We start from the raw sequence: 21746 nt of genomic DNA on the forward strand, positions 1-21746 counted from the left end.
ACGGCACGGCGGCGGGTCCTTCCCCACCGTAGGGACCGCGGCGCCGCCCGGACAGTCCCCGACGGCCCGGGCACCCCCGATCCGGACAGGTCCGCATGCCGACAGGATGGCGGAAACACCGTCAGCTTCCCTGGTGGGCCACGCCGTGCCGGGCGTCGGCCACATGGCGTCGGCCGGACCGCACCGCCCAGGCGAACACCGCCGCGGCGAACAGCAGCACGGCGAGGGTGTCGTAGGGCCCCCGGAGCAGTCCCAGGCCGCCGGAGGAGCCGAGCGCGGAGCAGCACAGCAGTCCGGTCAGCCAGACCGGCAGCCAGGCCCCGTCGCGCAGTTCCCGGCGCAGTTGCCGGCGCGAGGGGAAGCCGTCCCGGCCGGAGCGGAGCAGCCAGGACAGCGGTACTCCGGCCAGCGCGAGCGGCAGGGTCAGGTGCAGCCGGTGCCAGGTGGACCAGTACACGAACAGGGTGGCCACGAGGAAGCTCAGCGGCGGGATCCAGCGCATCGCGCCGGCCGGCTCCCCCGTGGGGCGCAGGGTGGCGGCGGCGACGGCGGAGGTGGCGTACACGAGCAGGAAGAGGTTGCCGAGGGTGCCGACGACGTCCTGCCAGGTACCGAAGGGCAGCAGATAGACCGCCATCACCGAGGCGTTGAGGGCGAGGGCGCGGCGCGGGATGCCGGAGCCGGTGTGCACGCCGAGGAACCAGCGGGGCAGCAGGCCGTTCTTGGCCAGGGCGTAGGTGCGCCGGGCGCTGATCCCGAGCCCGATGAAGGTGGCGCCGCCGGGCGAGACGACGGCGTCGGCGTACAGCAGCAGGGCCAGCCAGTGCAGGTTGACGAGCAGGGCCAGCTGGCCGAACGGCGAGGTGAAGTCGACGCCCCGCCAGCCGTGGGTGAGGGCGCTGTCCGGGACGGCGAAGAGGAAGGCGAGCTGGAGGCCCACGTAGAGCAGGACGGCGAGGGCGATGGCGGTCAGCACGGCGGGCCGCAGGTGCCGGCGCGGATCGCGGGCCTCGCCGGCCAGGTCGACCGGTGACTGGAAGCCGTTGACGGCGTAGACGAGCCCGCCCGCGGACAGCGCGGCCAGGCCCGCGGACCAGCCGTAGGGGGCGAAGCCGCCGTGGTCGGTGAGCCGGTGCGGGTGGAAGCCGGAGGCCAGCAGCAGGACGACGGTGAGGACGGGGATGGCCGTCTTGACCACGGTGAGCGCGTAGTTCACGCGGGTGAAGAGCCGTACCCCGAACCAGTTGAGGGCCGCGAACACGCCGGTGAGGACGATCGCGACGGCCACCCCGGGCAGGCTCAGCCGGCCCTCCGTGTGCAGTGCGGGGAACCAGCGGGTGAGGTACTGCACGGTCGCGGTGACCTCGGCGGCGCCCGCGCCCACGGACAGCAGCACCGCCCAGCCGATCACCCCGGCGACCAGCGGGCCGTTGGCGTACAGCGGCCAGCGCACCGTACCGCCGGCCTCCGGCATCCGGGCCGCGAGGTCCACCAGGACCAGCGCGACGAGCATGGCCAGCGCCCCGGCGGCCAGCCAGGACAGCACGGACAGCGGGCCGGCGGTCTGGGCCGCGTACATCGCGCCGAACAGCCAGCCGGAGCCGACGATGTCGCTGAAGCCCACCGCGGTCAGGGCCGCGAACCCGAGGTGCCGGCGGAGTTTGCCCTCCTCGCGCAGGACGGCGTCGGGGGCGGCCGGTACGGCCCGGGCGGGCGGCTGCCGCGGTCCGGACCCTTGCTGCGAGGGGGTGCGTGCCACCCTCCGTCGCTTCCCGCACCCGCGCCGGACGACGCGCGGACACCACCGGATTCACCTCGACGCCGCACGTTCGTCAACCCGGCGCAACCGTCTCCGTTCGCCACTCAAGTGACTGGAGTATGCAACTTTTTCGCGGCGCGAGAGGTCACGTACGAGCACGGACGTGCGCGTACGGGCCCGTCCGCGTGCGCGCCGACGCGCTCCACGGGTCACGTACGGCCCGTACCCACGCACGCCAACCGGTGCCGCCCAGACGGCACTTGGGAACCGAAAGGTCTGCCGGATGAAGATCCGCCGCGCCCTGACGGCCGCCGCAGCGGCCGCCGTGATAGCGCCCGCCGCCCTACTGGCCGCCCCCACCGCCGCGTTCGCCACGGACCCGGTACCGGACACCAGTCCCCGCACGCCCGCGACTCCCGGCACACCCGATACCCCCGATACCGCGAAACCGGCCCAGCCGCCGACGGACGCCCCGGCGAACGGCGGCGGGACGGACGCTCCGGGCGAAACCGAGGCCGGTGGCCCGGCCTCCCAGGAGGACGACGGGAACACCTCGGGGAGCCGGCAGAAGGTCGACGGCACCACCGAGGAGGCCACCGGGCAGAAGCCCGGCGGGACCGGCGCCCCCGACGACCCCCATGGCCGTCCCTGCGCGTTCGAGTCCGACCAGGTGCGCGTGGCCCTCCACGGGCTGCCGACCCAGCTGGTCGCGGACGGCCCCTGGTCCCCCTTCTCGATGACGCTCACCAACACCACCGGCAAGACCTTGAACGAGGTCGGGCCCTATCTGAACGTGATCTCCGCCGCGGACGTCGACCGGCCGTACTGGGAGCTGAAAACCGAGTACCACGACCCCAAGTCGGGGCGGTGGAAGCCCTACGAATCCTTCGAACCCGGCCGCCTGTTCGACCTCATCCCCGTCGGTCCGCACAGCACCCGCACGTTCCAGCTGCGCACCCACGTGGTCAAGAGCGCCAAGCCCGGCCCCGGGTACGCACTCGTCGCCGCCGACTACCGCAACCGCGACGGTTCCTGTGGTTCGTCCAAGGAAGGCTGGTACGACTTCACCATCCTCCCGGTGGGCGCGAAGCCGACGCAGTCCCCGACCGCCCGGCCGGGTGAGCCGGGCGGCACGGCGTCGCCAGGCCGGAGCTCCGCGCCCGGCGGCGGCACGGGGGGCTCCGCCTCCACCGGCGGCCCCGGCCCGCAGGGCGGCAACCTCGCCGAGACCGGCTCCTCGTCCGCGCTCCCGGCGATCGGCCTCGCCGCGGGCGCCGCGGTGGTGGCCGGCGCGGGCGCGGTCTTCGTCGTACGGCGCCGCAAGGCCATGGCCGGTCCGGGCGGCGGCGACACGGACGTCACCGCGTAAGCACAGCCCTTCCTCCGAGACTCCGCAGCACCGGAAGAGAGATCACCATGAAACTGCGCCGTGCCCTGTCCCTCTCGGCCGCGACGGCCGCCCTGCTCCCCGTGGCGATGGCAGCCGCCCCCGTCTCCCAGGCGGCCGACGCCCCGGTCCCGACATGCACCGAAGTCAGCCAGGGGAAGTATCACGAGAACACCTTCGTGACCCGCGCGTTCGGCATACCCGACAAGCTGACTCCAAGTACTCGCTGGACGCTCTTCACCACCACGCTCACCAACGCCTCGTCGATGGAGGTCGAGTCGTTCAAGCTCACCGCCTGGGCGCTCAATATCGACGACGACATGGACCACGCCTACCTGGGGCGGTACATCGATCTGCAGTACTGGGACACCTCCCTGCACCTCTGGAAGACGCTCCGCGGCTCCCGCGCCCCCGTCCCCGCCCCGGACACGCTGAAGCCCCGCACGTCCCTCCATGTGCAAATGCGGCTCAGGCTGAGGGGAGACGTGCCCATGAAGCCGGGCGAGAAGATCTACGGGGAAGTGAACGTCGGCGGCACCTGGGTCAACACCTCCCGCAACAACTGCGTGGGCCAGACCCGCAGCGGCGGGGCCTTCTGGGCCGAGAAGGGCTGAACCCCGCGGACGGCCACCGGTACCGCCCCCGCTCAACGACCACCGAGGTCGGCCAGCAGGTCGTCGAGCACCATCTCCTCCTCGATGCGCGCGCCGAGTTCGGTGAGGGCGGCGGGCAGGTCCGGGTCCCACACGGCGGTGGCCGGTGTGCCGGCCAGGGGCGAGGCCAACGGGGTGGCGGCGACCGCGGCGCGGTAGTCGGCGGCCGTGTAGCGCCAGGGCCGCCAGGGGACCCGGCGCAGCAGGGCGGAGGCGATGCGCAGGCCGCCCCAGTCGAAGTCGCCGTGGTAGCGCAGGGTGGTGCCGTGTGCGTGCAGGTGCCGCAGCAGGGTGAGGGCGGCGGCCGAGGGCTGGCCCTGGAGGCAGACCAGCGGCGGGCAGGCGGCGCCCAGGGTGTCGGCCGCGGTGGCCAGGACGGCCGGGTTCTCGCACACGTGGACGACGGCGGGTGCCGTGCGCGGCGGATGCCGGGTGAGCTGCCGCAGGGTCAGGGCCGCGGGTTCGCCCTCGTCGGCCGACCAGTCGAGGGCGGGGGTGCCGCGCAGGCCCAGGGTGAGGACGGTGGAGGAAAGGGCGTCCTTGAGGAGCCCCGCCGCGGCCCACGCCTCGCGGCGCCACTCGGCCCCGCCGCCGTCCGGGAAGCCGGTCAGGGCACGGGCGCCGGACAGGACGAGGGTGGCGAGCGGGGTGCCGTCGTCGAGGGCGTGGGCGTTGCCGAAGGTGCCCGCGGCGAAGGCGGGCAGGGACACGGCGGGATCGGCCGGCAGCCGGCTCAGGGCCTCGGCCGTGCCGTCCAGCAGGCTCCTCGCCGACCCGGGGGTCCTGGCGAGCCGGCGTACCAGGCCGTCCGCACGCAGCCGCCCGGCCCAGTCGGCCAGTTCGGGCCTGCGGGTGCGGACGAGCTCGTCGAGGGGGGCGTACGCGTCCCGCCAGGCGCGCTCCTCCCGCTCGCGTACGTCGGCCAGCGGGGGGACGGGCCCGGTGAGGGCGGTGACGGCGGCGGCCAGGCCGTCGGGGCTGACGCCGGAGCGGCGCAGGACGGCGTCCACGGCGTCGAGCCGGACGCTCAGCGCGCGTCCGGCGCCGGGGGCGCGGCCCAGCAGCCGTTCGACGGCGGCCCGCTGCCCGGCGGTGGGCTCCCGCAGGGTGACCGGGCCGGTGAGGGACTCCTCCCGTGCCATACGGCGGCGTACCCGGTCGACCAGCCAGGCGAGGCCGGGGTCGCCGAGCAGCCGGGTCAGGCGGTCGCGGTCGACGGGTGCCGCGGGCTGCCGGCGGGTGCCGGCAGGTCCGCTCTCGTGCCCTCCCTCGCGCGTGTCCCCCCCGCTCACGTCCACAGGGCGTCCTGTGCGCCGGCCGGGTCCGGCGCCGTCGGCCGGCCGGTCTGCGCGGGGATGCCGCCCATCGGGCGGGCCGGTTCGCCGCCCCTGGTCCGTGCGGCGCCGTCCCATTCCCAGCGGGTCACCAGGACCGCCGCGATCTCGTCGACCCGGGAGAGCTGGGCGATGGCGATGCCGGGGACCTGCGGATAGCAGGCCCATTCGCGTTCGGAGGTCATCACCACGTCCAGGTCGAAGGCGTGCAGCAGGCCCAGGCACTTGGCGCGGGAGTCGTCGTCGACCCCGGCGAATGCCTCGTCCAGGGTGACCAGCCGGGGGGCGTGGGGGGCGGCGGTGGCGTAGTGGGAGGAGGCCGCGGCGAACAGCGGCACGCTCACGGCCAGGACGCGCTCGCCGCCCGAGGCGGGCCCGGTGGCGGGCAGCCACTTGCCGTGCTGATGGCGTTCGATGCCGAACTCGTGCCAGGCCCGGTAGTCGAGGGCCGCGGTCAGTACCTCCAGCCAGCTGCCCGCGGTGTCGTCGGCCTGCCGTCGGGCGATCTCCGCCTGGAGGAACTCGCCGACCGCGGCCCGGTCCTCGGCCGTCCAGGCGTCCGCGGACTGGCGCAGCCGCTCACGGGCCTGTGTCAGACCCGCCGGGGCCTTGCGGGAGGGACGCCAGACGAGCCGCAGTCGCATACCGGTGGAGGTGGGCCGTTCCTCCAGTTCGGTGTTCATGGCCCGCACCTGGCGCTCCGCGGCGCCGATCAGTTCCTGGAGGGTGTCGGCGACTTCGGTCAGCAGGTGGGTCTCGAGGATCTCCCGCTCGTGCGCGGACAGGATGCGGGTCAGCTCGGCGACCTCCGTGGCGAGGGCCTCCGCGAGGTCGGGGACGGCCCGGGTCCGGCCCTGGTAGACGATCTCGACGACCATGCCGTCCTCCGTCATCCGGGCGGAGGCGTTGTGGCCGCCCCGGGAGAGGGCGTCCTGGAGCTTCTTGTACTCCTCGCTGAGTCGCTTCTGCACGCGCTCCCAGGCTCCGTCGGAGTCGTCCGTGCCGGACAGGTCGTTCTCGATCGCGCGGGCGAGGGCGATGGCCGGGGTGGCGGCCCAGGGCCCGGCGTCCACGTCGGGCACGGCCGCTCGGGGCAGGGCGACGGTGAGCAGCCCGGTGGCCGTGAACCGCTGGAGCGCGGCGATGGCGTCGGCGCGGGCCGCGGTGGCCTCGCGGACCACCACCTCCAGGCGTTCGATGTGCCCGAGTGCCAGGTGGGCGCGCCGGTCGGCGGCCGTCACGTCCTCGCGGGCCCGGCGCTGCTCGCGCTCACACGTGGCGAGTGCGGCGGCGGTGTCGGCGAGGCGCCGCTCGAGCTCCGCCACGGCGGCGCCGACGGTGGAACGCAAAGTGGTGTGGCGTTCGTCGGCGGCTGCCGCGCCGCGAGCCGCCTCCTCGGCGCGCAGGGCCAGCTCCGCCGCCCTTTCCCCGGCCCGCCCGGCTTCCGCGCGCTCCTCGGCGAGGGCCGATGCCGCGTCGGCGCGCTCGCGCAGTACGGGCCACAGACCGGCGAGGACGGCGGTGTGGTCGGCCAGGGCCTGGCGGACGGCGGTGAGGTCCGCGCGGTCCGTGGGCAGGTTCACCGCGGCGGCGGTGTCGGTGAGTTCGGTGGTGGCCCCGGCCTCCTGGCGGTACGCCTCGGCGAGGTCGGCGGCGCGTTCGTCGCGGCGGGAGCGGGCCCGGTGCGCGGCGTCGGCGGCCGCGGCGGCGAGGGCGTGCGCGCGGCGCAGGGTGGCGTCGTCGGGGACGCCGGCCAGTTCGGCGTCGAGGGTGCCGCGGCGGCGGGCCACCGCGGCGCGTTCGGTGTCGAGGCGGGCCATGTCCTCGGCGCAGGCGGCGAGTTCGGTACGCAGGGCGGCGATCCGGGCGCGGCGGGCCTCCTCGCGGGCGCCCTCGCCCACGTACTCGGCCGCCGGCTTCGACCAGCTGCCGGTCAGCGCGCCGACGCGGAAGCGGCCGTCGACGCCCACCCAGGTGTCTCCCCCACTCCCGGCTTCTCCCCCACGCTCGGCTGCGCTCGCGCGGGGGGACCCCCATGAGCGGGCGGGCCCCCGGCCCGGCCCGAGCCCCACCCCGGCCAGCACCCGGGCGACGGTCCGGTCGCCCACCGCCGCGGCCTGCCGGTCACCGTGGTCCACGGCCGGGCGGAGCACGTCGGTGAGCGTGCCGCCGGTCACCGGGCCGGCCGGTGCGAGCAGCACGTCGTGCCCGTCGCCGCGCAGGACGGTGCCGTCCGGGCACACCCAGGCGTCCAGGAGCCCGGACGCCTCCAGGGCGGCCTCCAGCCCCGCCCTTTCCTCCGCCGTGACCTCTTCGTGGAAGTCGACCAGCCGCCACAGGGGTGCGCCCGGGACCCGCTCGCGCAGGCCGGGGGTACGGGTCCGCGGCGCGGCCGGCCCGCGCCGGCCGCCCGCCTCCAGCTCGGCCAGCTCCCGCTCGGCCTCGCCGCGCCGGGCCTTCAGGGCGGCTCGTTCCTGCCCGAGGAGCGCGGCCCGGTCGGCCAGCTCCGCCGCCCGCGCGAGGTGCGCCCGGCCCGCCTCCTCCCGTGCCGGAAAGGCACCCTGACAGTGCGTCACCCAGTCCTGGAGGGTGTCCAGCAGCCCGGCGCGGTCGGCGACCGCGAGTTCCCCGCAGCCGTCCAGGTGGGCGCGGACGCCGGCGACGAGGTCCGCGCCCGCCGCCTCGGCGTTCCGCTCCTCCTCGGCCTGCCGCCGTGCGGTGTGGCCGGCCTCGGTCTCGGCGTCGTCCAGCCGGCGGGCCGCGGCCCGCCGCGCGGCGGCGGCCCGCTCGGCACGGGCCGCAAGCTCCTCCACATGGTCGACGGTACGGCGCCTGCGGGCCACCGTCTCCTCGGCCGCGCGGCGCAGTTCGGCCTCCGGTGCGCCGTCGGTGCGCGGTACGTCGTCGAGGCGGGCCGCGGCGGCGGTCTCCCGGGCCCGCTCGGCCAGGCCGGCGATCCGTTCCCCGGCCTGCGCGAGGCGTCGTTCGGCCGTGCCGAGGCGGCCAAGGGCCCGGGTGTGCGCCTGGGCCGCGTCCCGCCGGTCGGCCTCGGCCCGTTTCAGCTCCTCGGTGGTACGGCGCGCCTCGGCCGCCGCCTGCTCCAGCTCCCGGGCGCTGCGCATCTCGGGGCCCTCGCGCAACGCGGCCTGCTGTGCCCGCAGCCGGGTGGCGGCCTCCTCCAGCTCCGCGAGCCGCCCGGCCGCGTCCTCCCGGTCCGCCTCGGCCTGTTCCCGGTCGGTCCGGGCCTTGGCCAGGTCGCGGTGCAGCTGCTCGTAGCGGGCGTGTTCGCTGCGGGGCAGCCGGGCACGGCGGCGGGCGGCGACGCGGGCGTAGCGCCGGTAGTGGTCCAGGAAGGCAGAGGCCGCCCGCTCGGCCTCGCTCGCCGCCCGCAGCTCCTCCTTCTCCTCGTCCAGGGAGCGGAACGCCTCGGCCACGTCGGCGATCACCGCCTGGTCCATCGGCGGCAGCGCCTCGGTCAGCGCGCGGGACAGGGCCGCCTCGTTGGGCCGCTTCGACAGCTGCGGCTGGCGCAGCTGGATGAGCAGGTCGACCAGGGCGGCGTAGCGGCGCTCGCCGAGGCCGAACAGCGCCTCGTCGACGGCGCGACGGTACGCGGTGGCCGTGTCGTACACCATGCCGTGCCCGGCGACGGCCTCCGCGAGCCGGTCGCGCGACAGGGCGGTGCCGGTCGCGTCGAGCAGGCTCAGGTCCTCGCCGATCCGCTGGTCGGTGACCGCGTACCAGTGGCGTGCGATGCCGCGTCCCGCGACGGCCTTCAGCCCGCAGGCGAGGGTCCGGAAGTGGCGCTGTCCGGTCTCGGTGTCGACGCGGCCGAACTCGATCCAGGTGTAGCCGAGCCGCTCGGGGTGCGGGTGCTCCCCGCCCAGGAGCAGGTTCCACTCCATGCGTTTGCCCGGGTCGGCATCGGGCTCCACGCGGCGCGCCGACAGATCGCCGTCCAGCAGGAACGGGAGCGTGAGGGCCAGCACCTTGGACTTGCCGGTGCCGTTGTTGCCGCGCAGCAGCAGGCGGCCGTCGCGGAACCAGAACTCCTCGGTGTCGTAGTAGAAGAGGTCGACCAGGCCGAGGCGCAGCGGCCGCCACCGGCCGGGCGCGGGGTGGGGCAGGGCCGTCACGGTTGCTGTGCCTTTCGCCGGGGGCTGCTCGGGGATTCGACGACGACGGTCTCGCCGACCGCGTACCGGGCGAGTGCGGGCAGCGGGGCCACGCCGGTGGGCGTACGCCGCACCAGGCCGAGCGCGGTCAGCTTGGCCAGTGCCTGCTCGACCAGTTCGCCCTCCACACCGGGCTGCTTGGCGCTCTTGGACCAGAACGCGCCGTGGACGGCGGCCAGTTCCCGTACCCGGGACTCCAGTTCGTCCCGGCCGACCTCGCCGTCCGCCCCGGCGAGGTGCTCGGCGAGCAGCAGGGTGACATGCCCGTGGGTGCCCTGTTCGGGCATCCGTACGTCGGTGAGGTCGTCGTGGGGGTCGACCATGGCGATGCCCTCGGCCCGCACCTCGGGCACCAGGCCGGTCAGTTCTCCGACGCGGGCGGTGAGGAAGGCGCGCTGGCGGGTCAGGTAGACCAGTTCCTCGTCGGTCAGCTCGTCGTAGTAGAGCACCGGGTCGTCGAGGAGGCGGCGGGTCAGCTTCTGGCGGATCGCGCGGAAGCGCAGCTCGTCGCTGTCCAGGGCACTCTCCGCGGTGAGCGCGGACAGCCGCTCCTCGAATCCGCCCGCGTCGATCAACGACGGCCCGTGGCGGGCGGCCAGCAGCCCGGCCAGGACGCGGCGCTCCACGTCGTAGAGCACATCGCCCGCCCCGCTGACGTAGGCGTCCTCGTCCCCGGCCACCCTGCGCAGCACCCCGTACCGCAGCAGCAGCCGCACCACGGCGGCGAGGTCCAGGCGTTCCTCGCGCCGTTCCAGGGTGAACTCCACGCCCGCGTCGGCCAGTTCCGGGGCGGCTGCGTCCAGCACCACCTGTTCGGCGAGGCGGCCGAGCGCGATCTGCGCCTCCCCTCGTTCCAGCGCGGCCAGCGCCAGACACAGCAGGACATAGCGGCGACGGGTGAACGGCACCCCGGCGCGTGACGCCTCGCGCGCCGGGTGGGTCGCGTCGGCCAGGGTGCCGGGCGTCTTGCGCAGCCTGGCGGACTCCGTGTCCACCCGCAGCGACCAGCCGGTGTTGCGGTCGAACCAGTCGCGCAGCTCGGCGGCGTACCGGCGCACCAGGCGGTAGGCGTCGGCGCCGGGGCCGCGGGCGAGCAGCAGCGGTTCCTTCAGCAGGGCGCGGGCCGCCTTGTGGAACTCGGCGGTGCGCCGGTCGTCCAGGACCTCGCCCAGGGACGCGGTCATCGCGGCTCTCCGGTGAGGACGCCGGCCGTGAGGTCGGTGATCGCGACGGTGTGGTCGGGCCCGCGGAACACCCCGACCGGGGTGCGGATCTCGGCCGTCGTGCCGTCGGCCAGGGCGGTGAGGCGAATCTCCATCGTGCCGTCGTTGCTGGTCGCCACGGTCGTGGTGGTGCCCGGCCGCCAGGTGGCCAGGGCGTCGCCGAGCAGCCGCAGGAACAGGCCGAACGCCGTCGGGTCCAGCTCACCGAGTGCGGACAGCCGGGTGGGGCCGTCCGTCGCCAGCCGGGCGCGGGCGGCGGCGATCTCCTCCGCCTGCTTCGTGGCGAGCTCGGCCAGCAGCCGCCGCTGCTCGGACCGGTCCTGCACCTTGCGGGGCTTGCCGCGCCGCTCGTAGCTGCCGGTACGGCGCAGTTGCGGACTGATCCGCAGCGGTTCGGCCTCGGCCCAGGGCGTGGCGGGACTCACCGGCCGCGCCGCGCGTGCGGCGAGGGTGTCGGCGTCGACGGTGAGATGGCGGGCGGGGTACAGGCCGAAGGCGGCCCGCCACAGCCGGTGCCGCGCCCCGTCGTCCGGGGCTTCGGCGAACCAGCGGGCCAGGGCGCGGAAGTCCGCCGACCGGTCCGAGCGCCCGGCCCGCCGCTCGTTCAACTGCCGTACGACCGCCAGGAGCTGGGGTATCGCACCGAGTGCGCGTCCGCGCAGCAGGCGGGCCTGGGACTCGCGGCCGTCCGCCGACACGAACCAGGCGGCGAGCCCCGACCAGCGCCCCGCCCACCGCTCGTGGGCCTGCGTCTGGGCGGTGTCGGCCTCGTCCGGAGCGGCGTCGGCCGCCTCCCGCGCGGCGGCCAGCCGCAGCAGCACGTGTACCCGGCCCTCGTCCTCCAGTTCCCCGATGAGCAGGGCGATCCGCCCGCCGAGGGTGATCAGGTCCTGGATGAACCGTTCCAGGTACTGGATCAGCCGGTCCTTGTAGGCGAGGAAGACCTCGACCTCGACACCGTGCAGGTCGATGGTGCGCTGCAACGATCCCATGAACGCCCGCGCGTTCTCGGCCAGCGCCTCGAACCGGTGCGTCAGCGCGGACAGCGCCAGGTGGGCCTTGGCCGCGTCCGGTTCCTCCTCGGCGGCGAGCACGAGCAGCGCGCGCAGGTGCGTGACGATGTCGTGCAGCGCCACCGCCTGGAGCGCTCCGCGCCGCCCCAGCGCCTCGTCGTACACGGACAGCGCCTGCTCGGCGGCTTCGCCGGCCTGGGTGAGCTGGTAGATGAAGCGTCTGCGGTAGAAGTCCTCGACCGCGGTGACCCGGGAGGTGTCCGGGTCCGCCCGCAGGTTGCCCCAGCCGACGAGGCTGTCCAGCGCCTTGACGACGGCGTCCGGGCCGGCGGGCCGGTGCTCCGGCGGCAGCGCGGCGTGCACGTCCTCGGGCCGCAGATGCACCGCGAACCGCTCCTTGGCCGTCAGGAACACGCGCATCACCTGGCGGTAGAGGGCGGCGTTGGGCGCGGTGAGATGGGCGAAGGGGCCGTACGAGGTCTCCGTGCGGGGCTCCGCGCACCCGGTGGCCCCGGCAGGGCCGCCGCGGTCCGCTTCGGCAGGGTGTGACGTCATCGTCCTCGCATTCTCCCCGATGAGACCCCCGTGAGGGCAGTTCCGGCCGGAACTGCCCTCACGCAGGCGCGGCCATGCGTCTCTACGTACGTCGCGGTAGCGGGCGTCGGGCACGCCCGTCCTCACAACCCGTGCCGGTCGAGGACGCTCATCAGCTTCCGCCGGCGCCTCAGCTCCGTGCGCAGACCGGCGAGATACCCGGTGAACGCGGCCTCGGTCCCCAGCGCGCGGTGGCAGTCACGGGCACCCGTCAGCAGCCGTGCGAGGTGCTCGTAGGCGCGCTCCCCGGTCGGCTCCTTCGACCGCTCGACCAGCCGCAGGTACACGCCGAGGGCCTCGGCCGGACGTGTCTCGCGCGACAGGCCGGCCAGTCGCTCCCACTGCCGGTCGTCCGCGCGGCCGGCCGCCTCGCGCCAGGCGGCGTCCAGGTCACCGTCGTCGAGCAGCGCGTCGATCAGCACGGGCCCGCCGTACCGGCCGTGGTCACGACGGGCGTCCTCGTCCAGGGCGGCCAGCGCCGCCGCGCGCTCGGCCGCCCAGCAGTCCGCCGCTCGGGCGGCGGAGCGCAGCTGCCGGTAGGCGGCCAACGACCGCTCGACCCGGAACCGGTCCCGCCGCACCGCCACCACGTCGGCCGCCCGCCCCGCGTCCGCGTACCGGGAGCACATGTAGTCGACAAGCCGACCGTCGATGTCCGCCTCGGCGGCGCAGTCCCGCAGTCCGCGCTCCGCCCAGGCGAGCGCCTCGTCCGCGCGGCCTGCCGACTCCAGTTCCCCGGCGATGCGCAGATGGGTGGCACCGGACGGGTCGAGGTCCCGCGCCTGCAGTGCGACCAGCGCGTCGACGTCGCCCTCCGCCTCGACCAGGCGCTCCATCAGATCCCGCTCCGCCCAGCCGGACGGCCTGCGCGCCAGCGCCTCGGCGGCCAGTTGCCGCGTGCGGGCCAGTCCGGCCGGCCCGAGGACGTCGGCGTAGTCGAGGGGATCGATGTCCGGCACGTCGCTGCCGTCGTCCAGCACCGCGCCGACCAGCCACCCGGCCAGCCGTGCCGGATCGGGACGTGCCACCCGGCATGCCTCCAGATGTGCCTCGGCCACCGCGGCGGCGGCCTGCCCGACCACACCGTCGGAGTCGTCGATCTCCCCGTACGCCTCCCCCAGCGTCCGGAGCGCCTCCTCGGCCAGGCCGACCGCCCGCTCCGCATGCCCTGCGGCGGTCAGGGCACGCAGGGCGCCCGCCGCTTCGGCGACTTGACGCGCGTACCCGGGGGCATCCGCGTACTCGACGGCCCCGTACCGGGCGAACGGCCGGGGATCGATCAGGGCGATGATCCGGTCCCGGACCATACCGAGGTCGGAGCGAGCGGTGGCCGCCCGCAGCTCCAGACGCCGGCGCAGCTCCCGGTCCCCGGCGAGCTGCTCACGCACGAGCGCCAGCAGCTCGTCACGCGACAGCGCCGAAAGCCACGCCCCCAAGCCGGAAGCCCGCGCCCGTGCCGCGGCCCGCTGCCGGGGGGCCGTCTCCGCCCGCCGCAACACGGTCAGCCCGACCGCCACACAGTGCTTGCAGAAGTTGCCCTCCTGCCCGTACGGACAGTCGCACCACCCCGAGACCCCCTCGCCGCCACCGAGGACGAACTCCACCTCGTAGACGTCCGTACCCTCCACCACGGCGGTGACCGAGCCGTCCCCCACCTCCAGCCCTCTCACCGCGTCCAGATACCCGAGCCCCCGCTCGAAGGACCGGGCCCCGGCCAGCGCCCGCAGCTCGTCCTCACCGAACCCCACCGCTTTGCGTGCCACACCGGTATTCAATCGCGGAGGGCGGGCCGGGGGAGCCCGATGATCTCAGCCGGTCCCTACTGGGAGGCCACATCAACAAGCTGACCGACGACACCCTGCACGCCCCCGTGGAGACACCGGTCTGCTGCGGGGCATGCCGTACGGCGGAGCGGAGCTGCTTGTTCCGCCATCTGCGGATGCCGTCGGTGAGGAAGCGCTGTCGGCCGGACATCGTGTCCGTGGTCACTCAGGGCTTGGTCCCGGAGGGTGAACGGCGGTCGTCGCTTCGGCGTGGTGGCCGTCGTTCTTTCGTTGCCGCAGGTCGCATCGTTTCTGCGCCTGTCCTGCTGAGTGGGGCGGGTGGGACTCGAACCCACGGCCGACGGATTATGAGTCCGCTGCTCTAACCGGCTGAGCTACCGCCCCATAGCGGCGTGTCGCGTACAAGTGTGCGCGCCGTCTGCCGCAGCATAGCCGCTCATACGATCTGCTGCCTCGGCTGGTCGGCTTCCACGCTGCTGCTCATGACCTCGAGGACACCGCCGCGGGCGCGACGGTTCCCGGGGACATGAAAAAGGACCCCTGAGGGGTCCTCGTTCAGCGCTCCCCCGACTGGACTCGAACCAGTAACCTGCCGGTTAACAGCCGGCTGCTCTGCCAATTGAGCTACGGAGGACCGAAGCTCCCCCGACTGGACTCGAACCAGTAACCTGCCGGTTAACAGCCGGCTGCTCTGCCAATTGAGCTACGGAGGATCGCCTCGATTGCATCGAACGTACCTTCCTGGGTATTCGCCAGGGGGCGGCCGCTCGCTGCGACACATACATTAGCGCAAGCAGGGGGGTGCTCCGCCAATCGGTACCCTCGGCGCCAGCGCCGCACCAGATACCTACGCACGGGAAGGGTGGCAGCCATGCGCTACCGGCTCACGTTCCTCGCCGGACTGGCCCTCGGTTACGTACTCGGCACGAAGGCCGGACGCGAGCGCTACGAACAGCTGAAGAAGTCGGCCCGGCAGATCGCGCAGAACCCCGCGGTCCGCAACACCGCCGAGACCGCCGCCCAGCAGGGGCGCGTCTACGCGGGCAAGGCCTTCCACACGGTCGGCGACCGCATCCCCGAGTCGGTGGCCCACCGGGTCCGCTCGCTCCGGGAGCGCAACGGCCACGGCACCCGCGAGGACGACTGGGGCACCAGCACCACCTGAGCCCCGGCCCGCGCCCGCGCCGCGGCGGGCGCCCCCTCCCCCGGGGTGCCCTCGGCCGAGCCGGGCGCGGCGGTACGGCAAAATCGTCCGCATGGGGATAGTCGCCGGCTTGGACAGCTCACCGGAGTTCACACGCATCGTGGTCTGCGACACGGACACCGGTGCCGTACTACGACAGGGGTACGCCCCGCACCCGGTGGAGGGCCGGCCCAGCGACATCGACCCGCAGGCCTGGCTGCTCTCCCTCGGTGAGGCGGCCGGCGGCGGTCTGCTGGAGGGGGTGCAGGCCATCGGGGTCTCGGCCCAGCAGAACGCCCTGGTCCCGCTGGACGCCCAGGGCAACACCGTCCGCCCGGCCCTGGTCGGCGGTGACAAGCGCGCACAGGTCGCCGCCGCCGACCTGGTGGACGCGCTCGGCGGCCGGGAGGCCTGGGCGCAGGCGGTCGGCTGTGTGCCGCAGGCCGCCCAGCCGGTCACCAAGCTGCGCTGGCTGGCGAAGAACGAGCCGGAGAACGCCCAGCGCACCGCCGTCCTGCTCCAGGCCCACGACTGGCTGGTCTGGCAGCTGCTCGGCCGGCCCCTGCGGCGCACCACCGACCGCGGCGGAGCCTCCGGCACCGGGTACTGGTCGGCGGCCACCGGCGCCTGGCGCCCCGACCTGGTCGAGCTGGCGCTCGGCCACCAGGCGGTGCTGCCGGAGGTGATCGGCCCCTCGGAGGCGGCCGGCACCACCCCGGAGGGGCTGCTGATCTCGGCCGGGACCGGGGAGACCATGGCCGCCGCGTTCGGGCTGGGCCTGGGCCTCGGGGACGTGGTGGTGTCGCTCGGGGCCTCCGGTTCGGTGATGGCCGTGCACCCGGAGGCGCTCGCCGACCAGTCCGGGATGATCACTTCGCTCGCCGACGCCACCGGCATGTACCTGCCGGTGGTCACCACCCTGAACGCCGTACGGGCCCTGCGCGGCACCGCCGAGCTGCTCGGCCTGCCGGACCTGGAGAGCCTGTCGGACCTGGCGATGAAGTCCACTCCGGGGGCGCACGGGCTGGTGCTGCTGCCGTACCTGGAGGGCGAGCGGACGCCGAACCTGCCGCACACCGCGGGCACCCTCGCGGGGCTGCGGCGCGAGTCGATGAAGCCCGAGCACCTGGCGCGGGCCGCCTTCGAGGGCATGCTGTGCGGGCTGGCGGACGCGCTGGACGTGCTGCGCGGGCGGGGCGTGGAGGTGCGCCGGATCTTCCTGCTGGGCGCGGCCGCCGAGCTGCCCGCCGTGCAGGCCTCGGCGCCGTCGCTGTTCGGCGCGCAGGTCGTCGTACCGCAGCCGGCGGACTACGCGGCGATCGGCGCGGCCCGGCAGGCGGCCTGGGCGCTCGGGGTGTCGCAGGGCGCCCTCGATCCGCGCACCCCGCCGGCCTGGCAGGGCGCGGCGGCGCAGGTGCTGGAGCCGGGCGAGGAACTGGCCGTGGGTCAGGCGGTGCGGCAGCAGTTCACCGCGGTGCGGGAGCAGACCCATCCGGGGGCATTCCGCCCGTAAGGGAGCACAGTAGGCGTCAACTCCCCGAAACCCCCGGCCGGTAGAGGAGAAACCTTCGGGTTAATCGGTTGAGGTAACGCGGGTGGAGTGTCCGACGATAGGGGCCAAGGGCAACCGACCAGCCCCTGTCGCCGACTCCGAGAGACGTAGCGTGCTCATACGACTTCTACGGACCTATCTCAGGCCCTACAAGAAACCCATCGCCCTCCTGGTGGTGTTCCAGTTCCTCCAGACCTGCGCGACCCTCTACCTGCCCACCCTGAACGCCGACATCATCGACAACGGTGTCGTGAAGGGCGACACGGACTACATCCTGTCCTTCGGCGCCCTGATGATCGGCATCTCGCTGGCGCAGGTCGTGTGCAACATCGGGGCCGTGTACTACGGCGCCCGGACCGCCTCCGCGCTCGGCCGGGACGTGCGCGGTGCCGTCTTCGACCGGGTGCAGTCCTTCTCCGCGCGTGAGGTGGGTCACTTCGGGGCGCCCTCCCTCATCACCCGTACGACGAACGACGTCCAGCAGGTCCAGATGCTGGTCCTGATGACGTTCACCCTGATGGTGTCGGCGCCCATCATGTGCGTGGGCGGCATCGTGCTGGCGCTCGGCCTGGACGTGCCGCTGTCCACCGTGCTGATCGCGGTCGTGCCGGTGCTCGGGGTCAGTGTGACCCTGATCGTGCGCCGGCTGCGCCCGCTGTTCCGGTCGATGCAGGACCGGCTGGACACGGTCAACCGGGTGCTGCGCGAGCAGATCAGCGGCAACCGGGTGATCCGCGCCTTCGTCCGGGACTCCTACGAGCAGGAGCGGTTCGGCAAGGCCAACACGGAGCTGACCGAGATGCAGCTGGCCACCGGCCGGCTGCTGGCCCTGATGTTCCCGATCGTGATGACGGTGGTGAACCTGTCGTCCATCGCGGTGGTGTGGTTCGGCGCGCACCGCATCGACAGCGGCGGGATGGCCATCGGTGACCTCACCGCGTTCCTCGCCTATCTGATGCAGATCGTCATGTCCGTGATGATGGCCACCTTCATGTTCATGATGGTGCCGCGCGCGGAGGTCTGCGCCGAGCGCATCCAGGAGGTGCTGGACACCGAGTCCAGCGTCGTGCCGCCGGCGGCCCCCGTCACCGGGCTGCGCTCCCACGGGCACCTGGAGCTCCGGGGCGCGGGCTTCCGCTATCCGGGGGCCGAGGAGCCGGTGCTGAAGTCCATCGACCTCGTGGCCCGGCCCGGCCGGACCACGGCCGTGATCGGCTCCACCGGCAGCGGCAAGTCGACGCTGCTCGGGCTCGTCCCCCGGCTGTTCGACGCCACCGACGGCGAGGTGCTGGTGGGCGGCGTGGACGTGCGCGAGATCGACCCGGTGCTGCTCGCGAAGACCGTAGGGCTCGTCCCGCAGAAGCCGTACCTGTTCGCCGGCACGGTCGCCAGCAACCTTCGCTACGGCAATCCGGACGCCACCGACGAGGAGCTGTGGCACGCGCTGGAGGTGGCGCAGGCCAAGGACTTCGTGACCAAGCTGGAGGGCGGCCTGGACGCGCCGATCGCGCAAGGAGGCACCAATGTCTCCGGCGGTCAGCGGCAACGGCTCGCCATCGCCCGCACACTGGTGCAGCGCCCGGAGATCTACCTCTTCGACGACTCCTTCTCCGCGCTCGACTACGCCACCGACGCCGCCCTGCGCGCCGCGCTGGCCCGGGAGACCGCCGAGGCCACCGTGGTGATCGTCGCCCAGCGGGTGTCGACCATCCGGGACGCGGACCGGATCATCGTGCTGGACGAGGGCCGGGTGGTCGGCTCCGGCCGGCACGCCGAGCTGATGGCATCCAACGAGACCTACCGGGAGATCGTGCTCTCCCAGCTGACGGAAGCGGAGGCCGCCTGATGGCCGGGCCCATGGGACGCATGATGGCCGGGGGTGGCCCCGACCAGCGCTCGATGGACTTCAAGGGGTCGGGCAGACGGCTCGTCGCCCGGTTCCGGCCGGAGCGGCTGACGATCTACGCGCTGCTGCTGTGCGTGGTCGTCAGCGTGGGCCTGAGCGTGGTCGGCCCGAAGATCCTCGGCCGCGCCACCGACCTGGTCTTCGCCGGCCTCATCGGCCGGCAGATGCCGCACGGCGCCACCAAGGAGCAGGTGCTCGACTCCATGCGCGAGCGCGGCGAGGGCCGGGTCGCGGACATGCTGAAGAGCACCGACTTCACCCCCGGCGAGGGCATCGACTTCACCGCCGTGGGGCATGTGCTGCTGCTCGCCCTCGGCACCTTCCTCGTCGCGGGCCTGCTGATGGCGGTCGCGACCCGGCTGGTCAACCGGGCCGTGAACCGCACGATGTACCGGATGCGGGAGGACGTGCAGGCCAAGCTGTCGCGGCTGCCGCTGTCGTACTTCGACAAGCGCCAGCGCGGTGAGGTGCTGTCCCGGGCGACGAACGACATCGACAACATCGGGCAGACCCTCCAGCAGTCGATGGGCCAGCTGATCAACTCGGTGCTGACCATCGTCGGCGTGCTGGTGATGATGTTCTGGGTGTCCTGGATCCTGGCGCTGGTGGCCCTCGTCACCGTCCCGCTGTCGTTCGTGGTCGCCACCCGGGTCGGCAAGCGGTCGCAGCCGCACTTCGTGCAGCAGTGGCGGTCCACCGGCAAGCTCAACGCGCACATCGAGGAGATGTACACCGGGCACACGCTGGTGAAGGTGTTCGGGCGGCAGGAGGAGTCGGCGGAGCAGTTCGCCGAGCAGAACGAGGCGCTGTACGAGGCCGGGTTCAAGGCGCAGTTCAACAGCGGTGTCATGCAGCCGCTGATGATGTTCGTGTCGAACCTGAACTATGTGCTGGTGGCGGTCGTCGGCGGGCTGCGGGTCGCCTCCGGCGCCCTGTCGATCGGTGACGTGCAGGCGTTCATACAGTACTCACGGCAGTTCTCCATGCCGCTGACGCAGGTCGCCTCGATGGCGAACCTGGTGCAGTCCGGCGTGGCCTCCGCCGAGCGGATCTTCGAGCTGCTGGACGCGGAGGAGCAGGAGGCGGACCCGGTGCCGGGCGAGCGGCCGGCCGAGCTGCGCGGGCGGGTGTGCCTGGAGCACGTGTCGTTCCGGTACGACCCCGAGAAGCCACTGATCGAGGACCTGTCGCTGACGGTGGAGCCGGGACACACGGTGGCGATCGTCGGCCCGACCGGCGCGGGCAAGACCACGCTGGTCAACCTGCTCATGCGGTTCTACGACGTCTCGGCCGGCCGGATCACCCTGGACGGGGTGGACATCCGGAGCATGACCCGGGACGAACTGCGTTCCGGCATCGGCATGGTGCTCCAGGACACCTGGCTGTTCGGCGGCACCATCGCGGAGAACATCGCGTACGGCGCCGCGCGCGAGGTGACGCGCGGGGAGATCGAGGAGGCGGCTCGGGCGGCCCACGCGGACCGGTTCATCCGTACCCTCCCCGACGGCTACGACACCGTGATCGACGACGAGGGCACGGGCGTCAGCGCCGGTGAGAAGCAGCTGATCACCATCGCGCGGGCGTTCCTGTCCGACCCGGTGATCCTGGTGCTGGACGAGGCGACCAGCTCCGTGGACACGCGCACGGAGGTGCTGATCCAGAAGGCGATGGCCAAACTCGCGTCGGGCCGTACGTCGTTCGTGATCGCGCACCGGCTGTCGACGATCCGGGACGCGGACACCATCCTGGTGATGGAGAACGGCTCGATCGTCGAACAGGGCGCGCACGCCGAGCTGTTGGCGGCCGGCGGGGCGTACGCCCGGCTGTACGAGGCGCAGTTCGCGCAGGCCGTGGCCGAAGTCGACTAGGCGCGGGGGGCCGTCGCCCGGCGGCGGCCCCTTCAGTCCAGATAGCCCCTCAGCTGCTCCGCGAAGGCGTGGTCGCGGAGCTTGCCGAGGGTCTTGGACTCGATCTGGCGGATCCGCTCCCGGGTCACGCCGAACAGCCGGCCGATCTCCTCCAGCGTGCGCGGGCGCCCGTCGGCCAGGCCGTAGCGCAGCTGCACGACCTTCCGCTCGCGCTCCCCCAGGGTGGACAGCACCGCGTCCAGGTGCTCACGCAGCAGCAGGAAGGCGGCCGACTCCACCGGGCTCGCGGCGTCGCCGTCCTCGATGAGGTCGCCGAGGGCGACCTCGTCCTCCTCGCCGACCGGGGCGTGCAGCGACACCGGCTCCTGGGCGAGGCGCAGCACCTCGCGGACCCGCTCGGGCGTCAGGTCGAGATGGGCGCCGACCTCCTCCGCGGTGGGTTCGCAGCCGCGTTCCTGGAGCATTCGCCGCTGCACCCGGACGACCCGGTTGATCAGCTCCACCACGTGCACCGGCACGCGTATGGTGCGGGCCTGGTCGGCCAGCGCCCGGGACATGGCCTGGCGGATCCACCAGGTGGCGTAGGTGGAGAACTTGTAGCCGCGGGCGTAGTCGAACTTCTCCACGGCCCGGATCAGACCGAGGTTGCCCTCCTGGACGAGGTCGAGCATGGTCAGTCCGCGGCCTACGTACCGCTTGGCGACGGAGACGACCAGCCGCAGGTTGGCCTCGATGAGTCTGCGCTTGGCCATCCGGCCCATGACGACGAGGCGGTCCAGGTCGAGCGCCAGCTCGCTGTCCAGGTCGGGGGTGGTGCTCAGCTTCTCCTCCGCGAAGAGGCCGGCCTCGACCCGGCGGGCGAGTTCCACCTCCTCGGCGGCGGTGAGCAGCGGGATGCGGCCGATCTCGCGCAGGTACTGCCGGAACAGGTCGGCCGAGGGCCCGCCGGACTCCGCCCGCGCGACGACCGCGACCTCGGCCTCCGGCTGCTCGTCCGACTCGTCCGGCCCCTCCGCGTCCGGCGGCGCCTCCTCCTCGGCGGCCGGCCCCGGGTCCAGGCCGGCCCGGCCCTGCGGGGGTACGGCCACGAGGACGCCGGTCTCCGCGTCCGGCTCGTCCCCGCCGGTGCGGGTGGCGCTGGTACTGCTGTCGGTCTGGGCGAGGGTCCGGGTCTGCACGGGGGGCGACCTCCAGGATGATCGCTGCGAAGCCGAGCGGCAGCGTGCGCTCCGAGGCTCGGGCACCGCCCCCAGTGTGGGGTACGACACAACACCGCCACGAGGGGCGTGCGGTGACTTTTTGCATCCATCTGGTG

At 73.7% G+C, this 21746-nt stretch carries 13 protein-coding genes and 3 tRNA genes; 6 read left to right on the forward strand and 10 right to left on the reverse strand.

The features are described from left to right. Nucleotides 1-121: 121 nt before the first annotated feature. Complete coding sequence (locus HB370_RS13890; RefSeq protein WP_078637349.1) at nucleotides 122-1759, reverse strand: APC family permease; 1638 nt, start codon at nucleotides 1757-1759, stop codon at nucleotides 122-124. A gap of 283 nt (nucleotides 1760-2042) precedes the next feature. On the opposite strand from HB370_RS13890, the gene HB370_RS13895 reads away from it, so the two are divergent. Together HB370_RS13895 and HB370_RS13900 are read left to right on the forward strand one after the other, a co-directional pair. Further along, a complete protein-coding gene (locus HB370_RS13895) occupies nucleotides 2043-3128 on the forward strand; it encodes an LAETG motif-containing sortase-dependent surface protein (protein ID WP_030777034.1) in 1086 nt (361 codons plus the stop codon). 47 nt (nucleotides 3129-3175) lie between these two features. Next, nucleotides 3176-3760 carry a hypothetical protein gene (locus HB370_RS13900; RefSeq protein WP_030777036.1) on the forward strand — a complete coding sequence of 195 codons (585 nt, stop codon included), beginning with the start codon at nucleotides 3176-3178 and terminating at the stop codon, nucleotides 3758-3760. A 32-nt stretch (nucleotides 3761-3792) separates the two neighbouring features. Here HB370_RS13900 and HB370_RS13905 read toward each other — a convergent pair whose 3' ends face one another. The 8 genes from HB370_RS13905 to HB370_RS13940 form a co-directional block, all read right to left on the reverse strand. After that, nucleotides 3793-5091 (reverse strand): TIGR02679 family protein, encoded by a 1299-nt coding sequence (locus HB370_RS13905; RefSeq protein WP_078637361.1) that lies wholly within the window; start codon nucleotides 5089-5091, stop codon nucleotides 3793-3795. Then, a complete protein-coding gene (locus HB370_RS13910; RefSeq protein ID WP_167512980.1) occupies nucleotides 5088-9269 on the reverse strand; it encodes a TIGR02680 family protein in 4182 nt (1393 codons plus the stop codon). The genes HB370_RS13905 and HB370_RS13910 overlap by 4 nt, the downstream gene beginning before the upstream one ends. Continuing rightward, the gene (locus HB370_RS13915) at nucleotides 9266-10492 is read right to left on the reverse strand and encodes a TIGR02678 family protein (RefSeq protein WP_030777044.1); all 1227 of its coding nucleotides are present in this window, start codon (nucleotides 10490-10492) and stop codon (nucleotides 9266-9268) included. Before HB370_RS13915 ends, HB370_RS13910 begins: the two co-directional genes overlap by 4 nt. After that, nucleotides 10489-12099, reverse strand: a complete 1611-nt coding sequence (locus tag HB370_RS13920) for a TIGR02677 family protein (protein WP_078637350.1) — start codon at nucleotides 12097-12099, stop codon at nucleotides 10489-10491. The genes HB370_RS13915 and HB370_RS13920 overlap by 4 nt, the downstream gene beginning before the upstream one ends. A gap of 122 nt (nucleotides 12100-12221) precedes the next feature. Continuing rightward, entirely contained in the window at nucleotides 12222-13901 is a 1680-nt protein-coding gene (locus HB370_RS13925; protein WP_244405519.1) for an SWIM zinc finger family protein, read from the reverse strand. A gap of 331 nt (nucleotides 13902-14232) precedes the next feature. Next, a tRNA-Ile gene (locus HB370_RS13930) sits at nucleotides 14233-14306 on the reverse strand. Nucleotides 14307-14483: 177 nt separating this feature from the next. Next, a tRNA-Asn gene (locus HB370_RS13935) sits at nucleotides 14484-14556 on the reverse strand. A gap of 6 nt (nucleotides 14557-14562) precedes the next feature. After that, nucleotides 14563-14635 (reverse strand) — tRNA-Asn (locus HB370_RS13940). Nucleotides 14636-14793: 158 nt separating this feature from the next. Here HB370_RS13940 and HB370_RS13945 point away from each other — a divergent pair. From HB370_RS13945 to HB370_RS13960, 4 genes are all read left to right on the forward strand, one after another. After that, entirely contained in the window at nucleotides 14794-15087 is a 294-nt protein-coding gene (locus HB370_RS13945; RefSeq protein WP_030777052.1) for a hypothetical protein, read from the forward strand. 91 nt (nucleotides 15088-15178) lie between these two features. Further along, nucleotides 15179-16618: an FGGY family carbohydrate kinase gene (locus tag HB370_RS13950; RefSeq protein ID WP_030777056.1), complete on the forward strand. Its 1440-nt coding sequence runs from the start codon at nucleotides 15179-15181 to the stop codon at nucleotides 16616-16618. 151 nt (nucleotides 16619-16769) lie between these two features. Next, nucleotides 16770-18503 carry an ABC transporter ATP-binding protein gene (locus HB370_RS13955; RefSeq protein ID WP_030777058.1) on the forward strand — a complete coding sequence of 578 codons (1734 nt, stop codon included), beginning with the start codon at nucleotides 16770-16772 and terminating at the stop codon, nucleotides 18501-18503. Beyond that, nucleotides 18503-20431 carry an ABC transporter ATP-binding protein gene (locus tag HB370_RS13960; RefSeq protein WP_030777061.1) on the forward strand — a complete coding sequence of 643 codons (1929 nt, stop codon included), beginning with the start codon at nucleotides 18503-18505 and terminating at the stop codon, nucleotides 20429-20431. Before HB370_RS13955 ends, HB370_RS13960 begins: the two co-directional genes overlap by 1 nt. A gap of 32 nt (nucleotides 20432-20463) precedes the next feature. On the opposite strand, the gene HB370_RS13965 is transcribed toward HB370_RS13960, so the two are convergent. Then, entirely contained in the window at nucleotides 20464-21609 is a 1146-nt protein-coding gene (locus tag HB370_RS13965; protein WP_030777063.1) for an RNA polymerase sigma factor, read from the reverse strand. Nucleotides 21610-21746 lie beyond the last annotated feature (137 nt).

Origin of the sequence: Streptomyces sp. DSM 40868, assembly GCF_011820545.1 — a bacterium.
GTDB classification, from domain to species: domain Bacteria; phylum Actinomycetota; class Actinomycetes; order Streptomycetales; family Streptomycetaceae; genus Streptomyces; species Streptomyces eurythermus.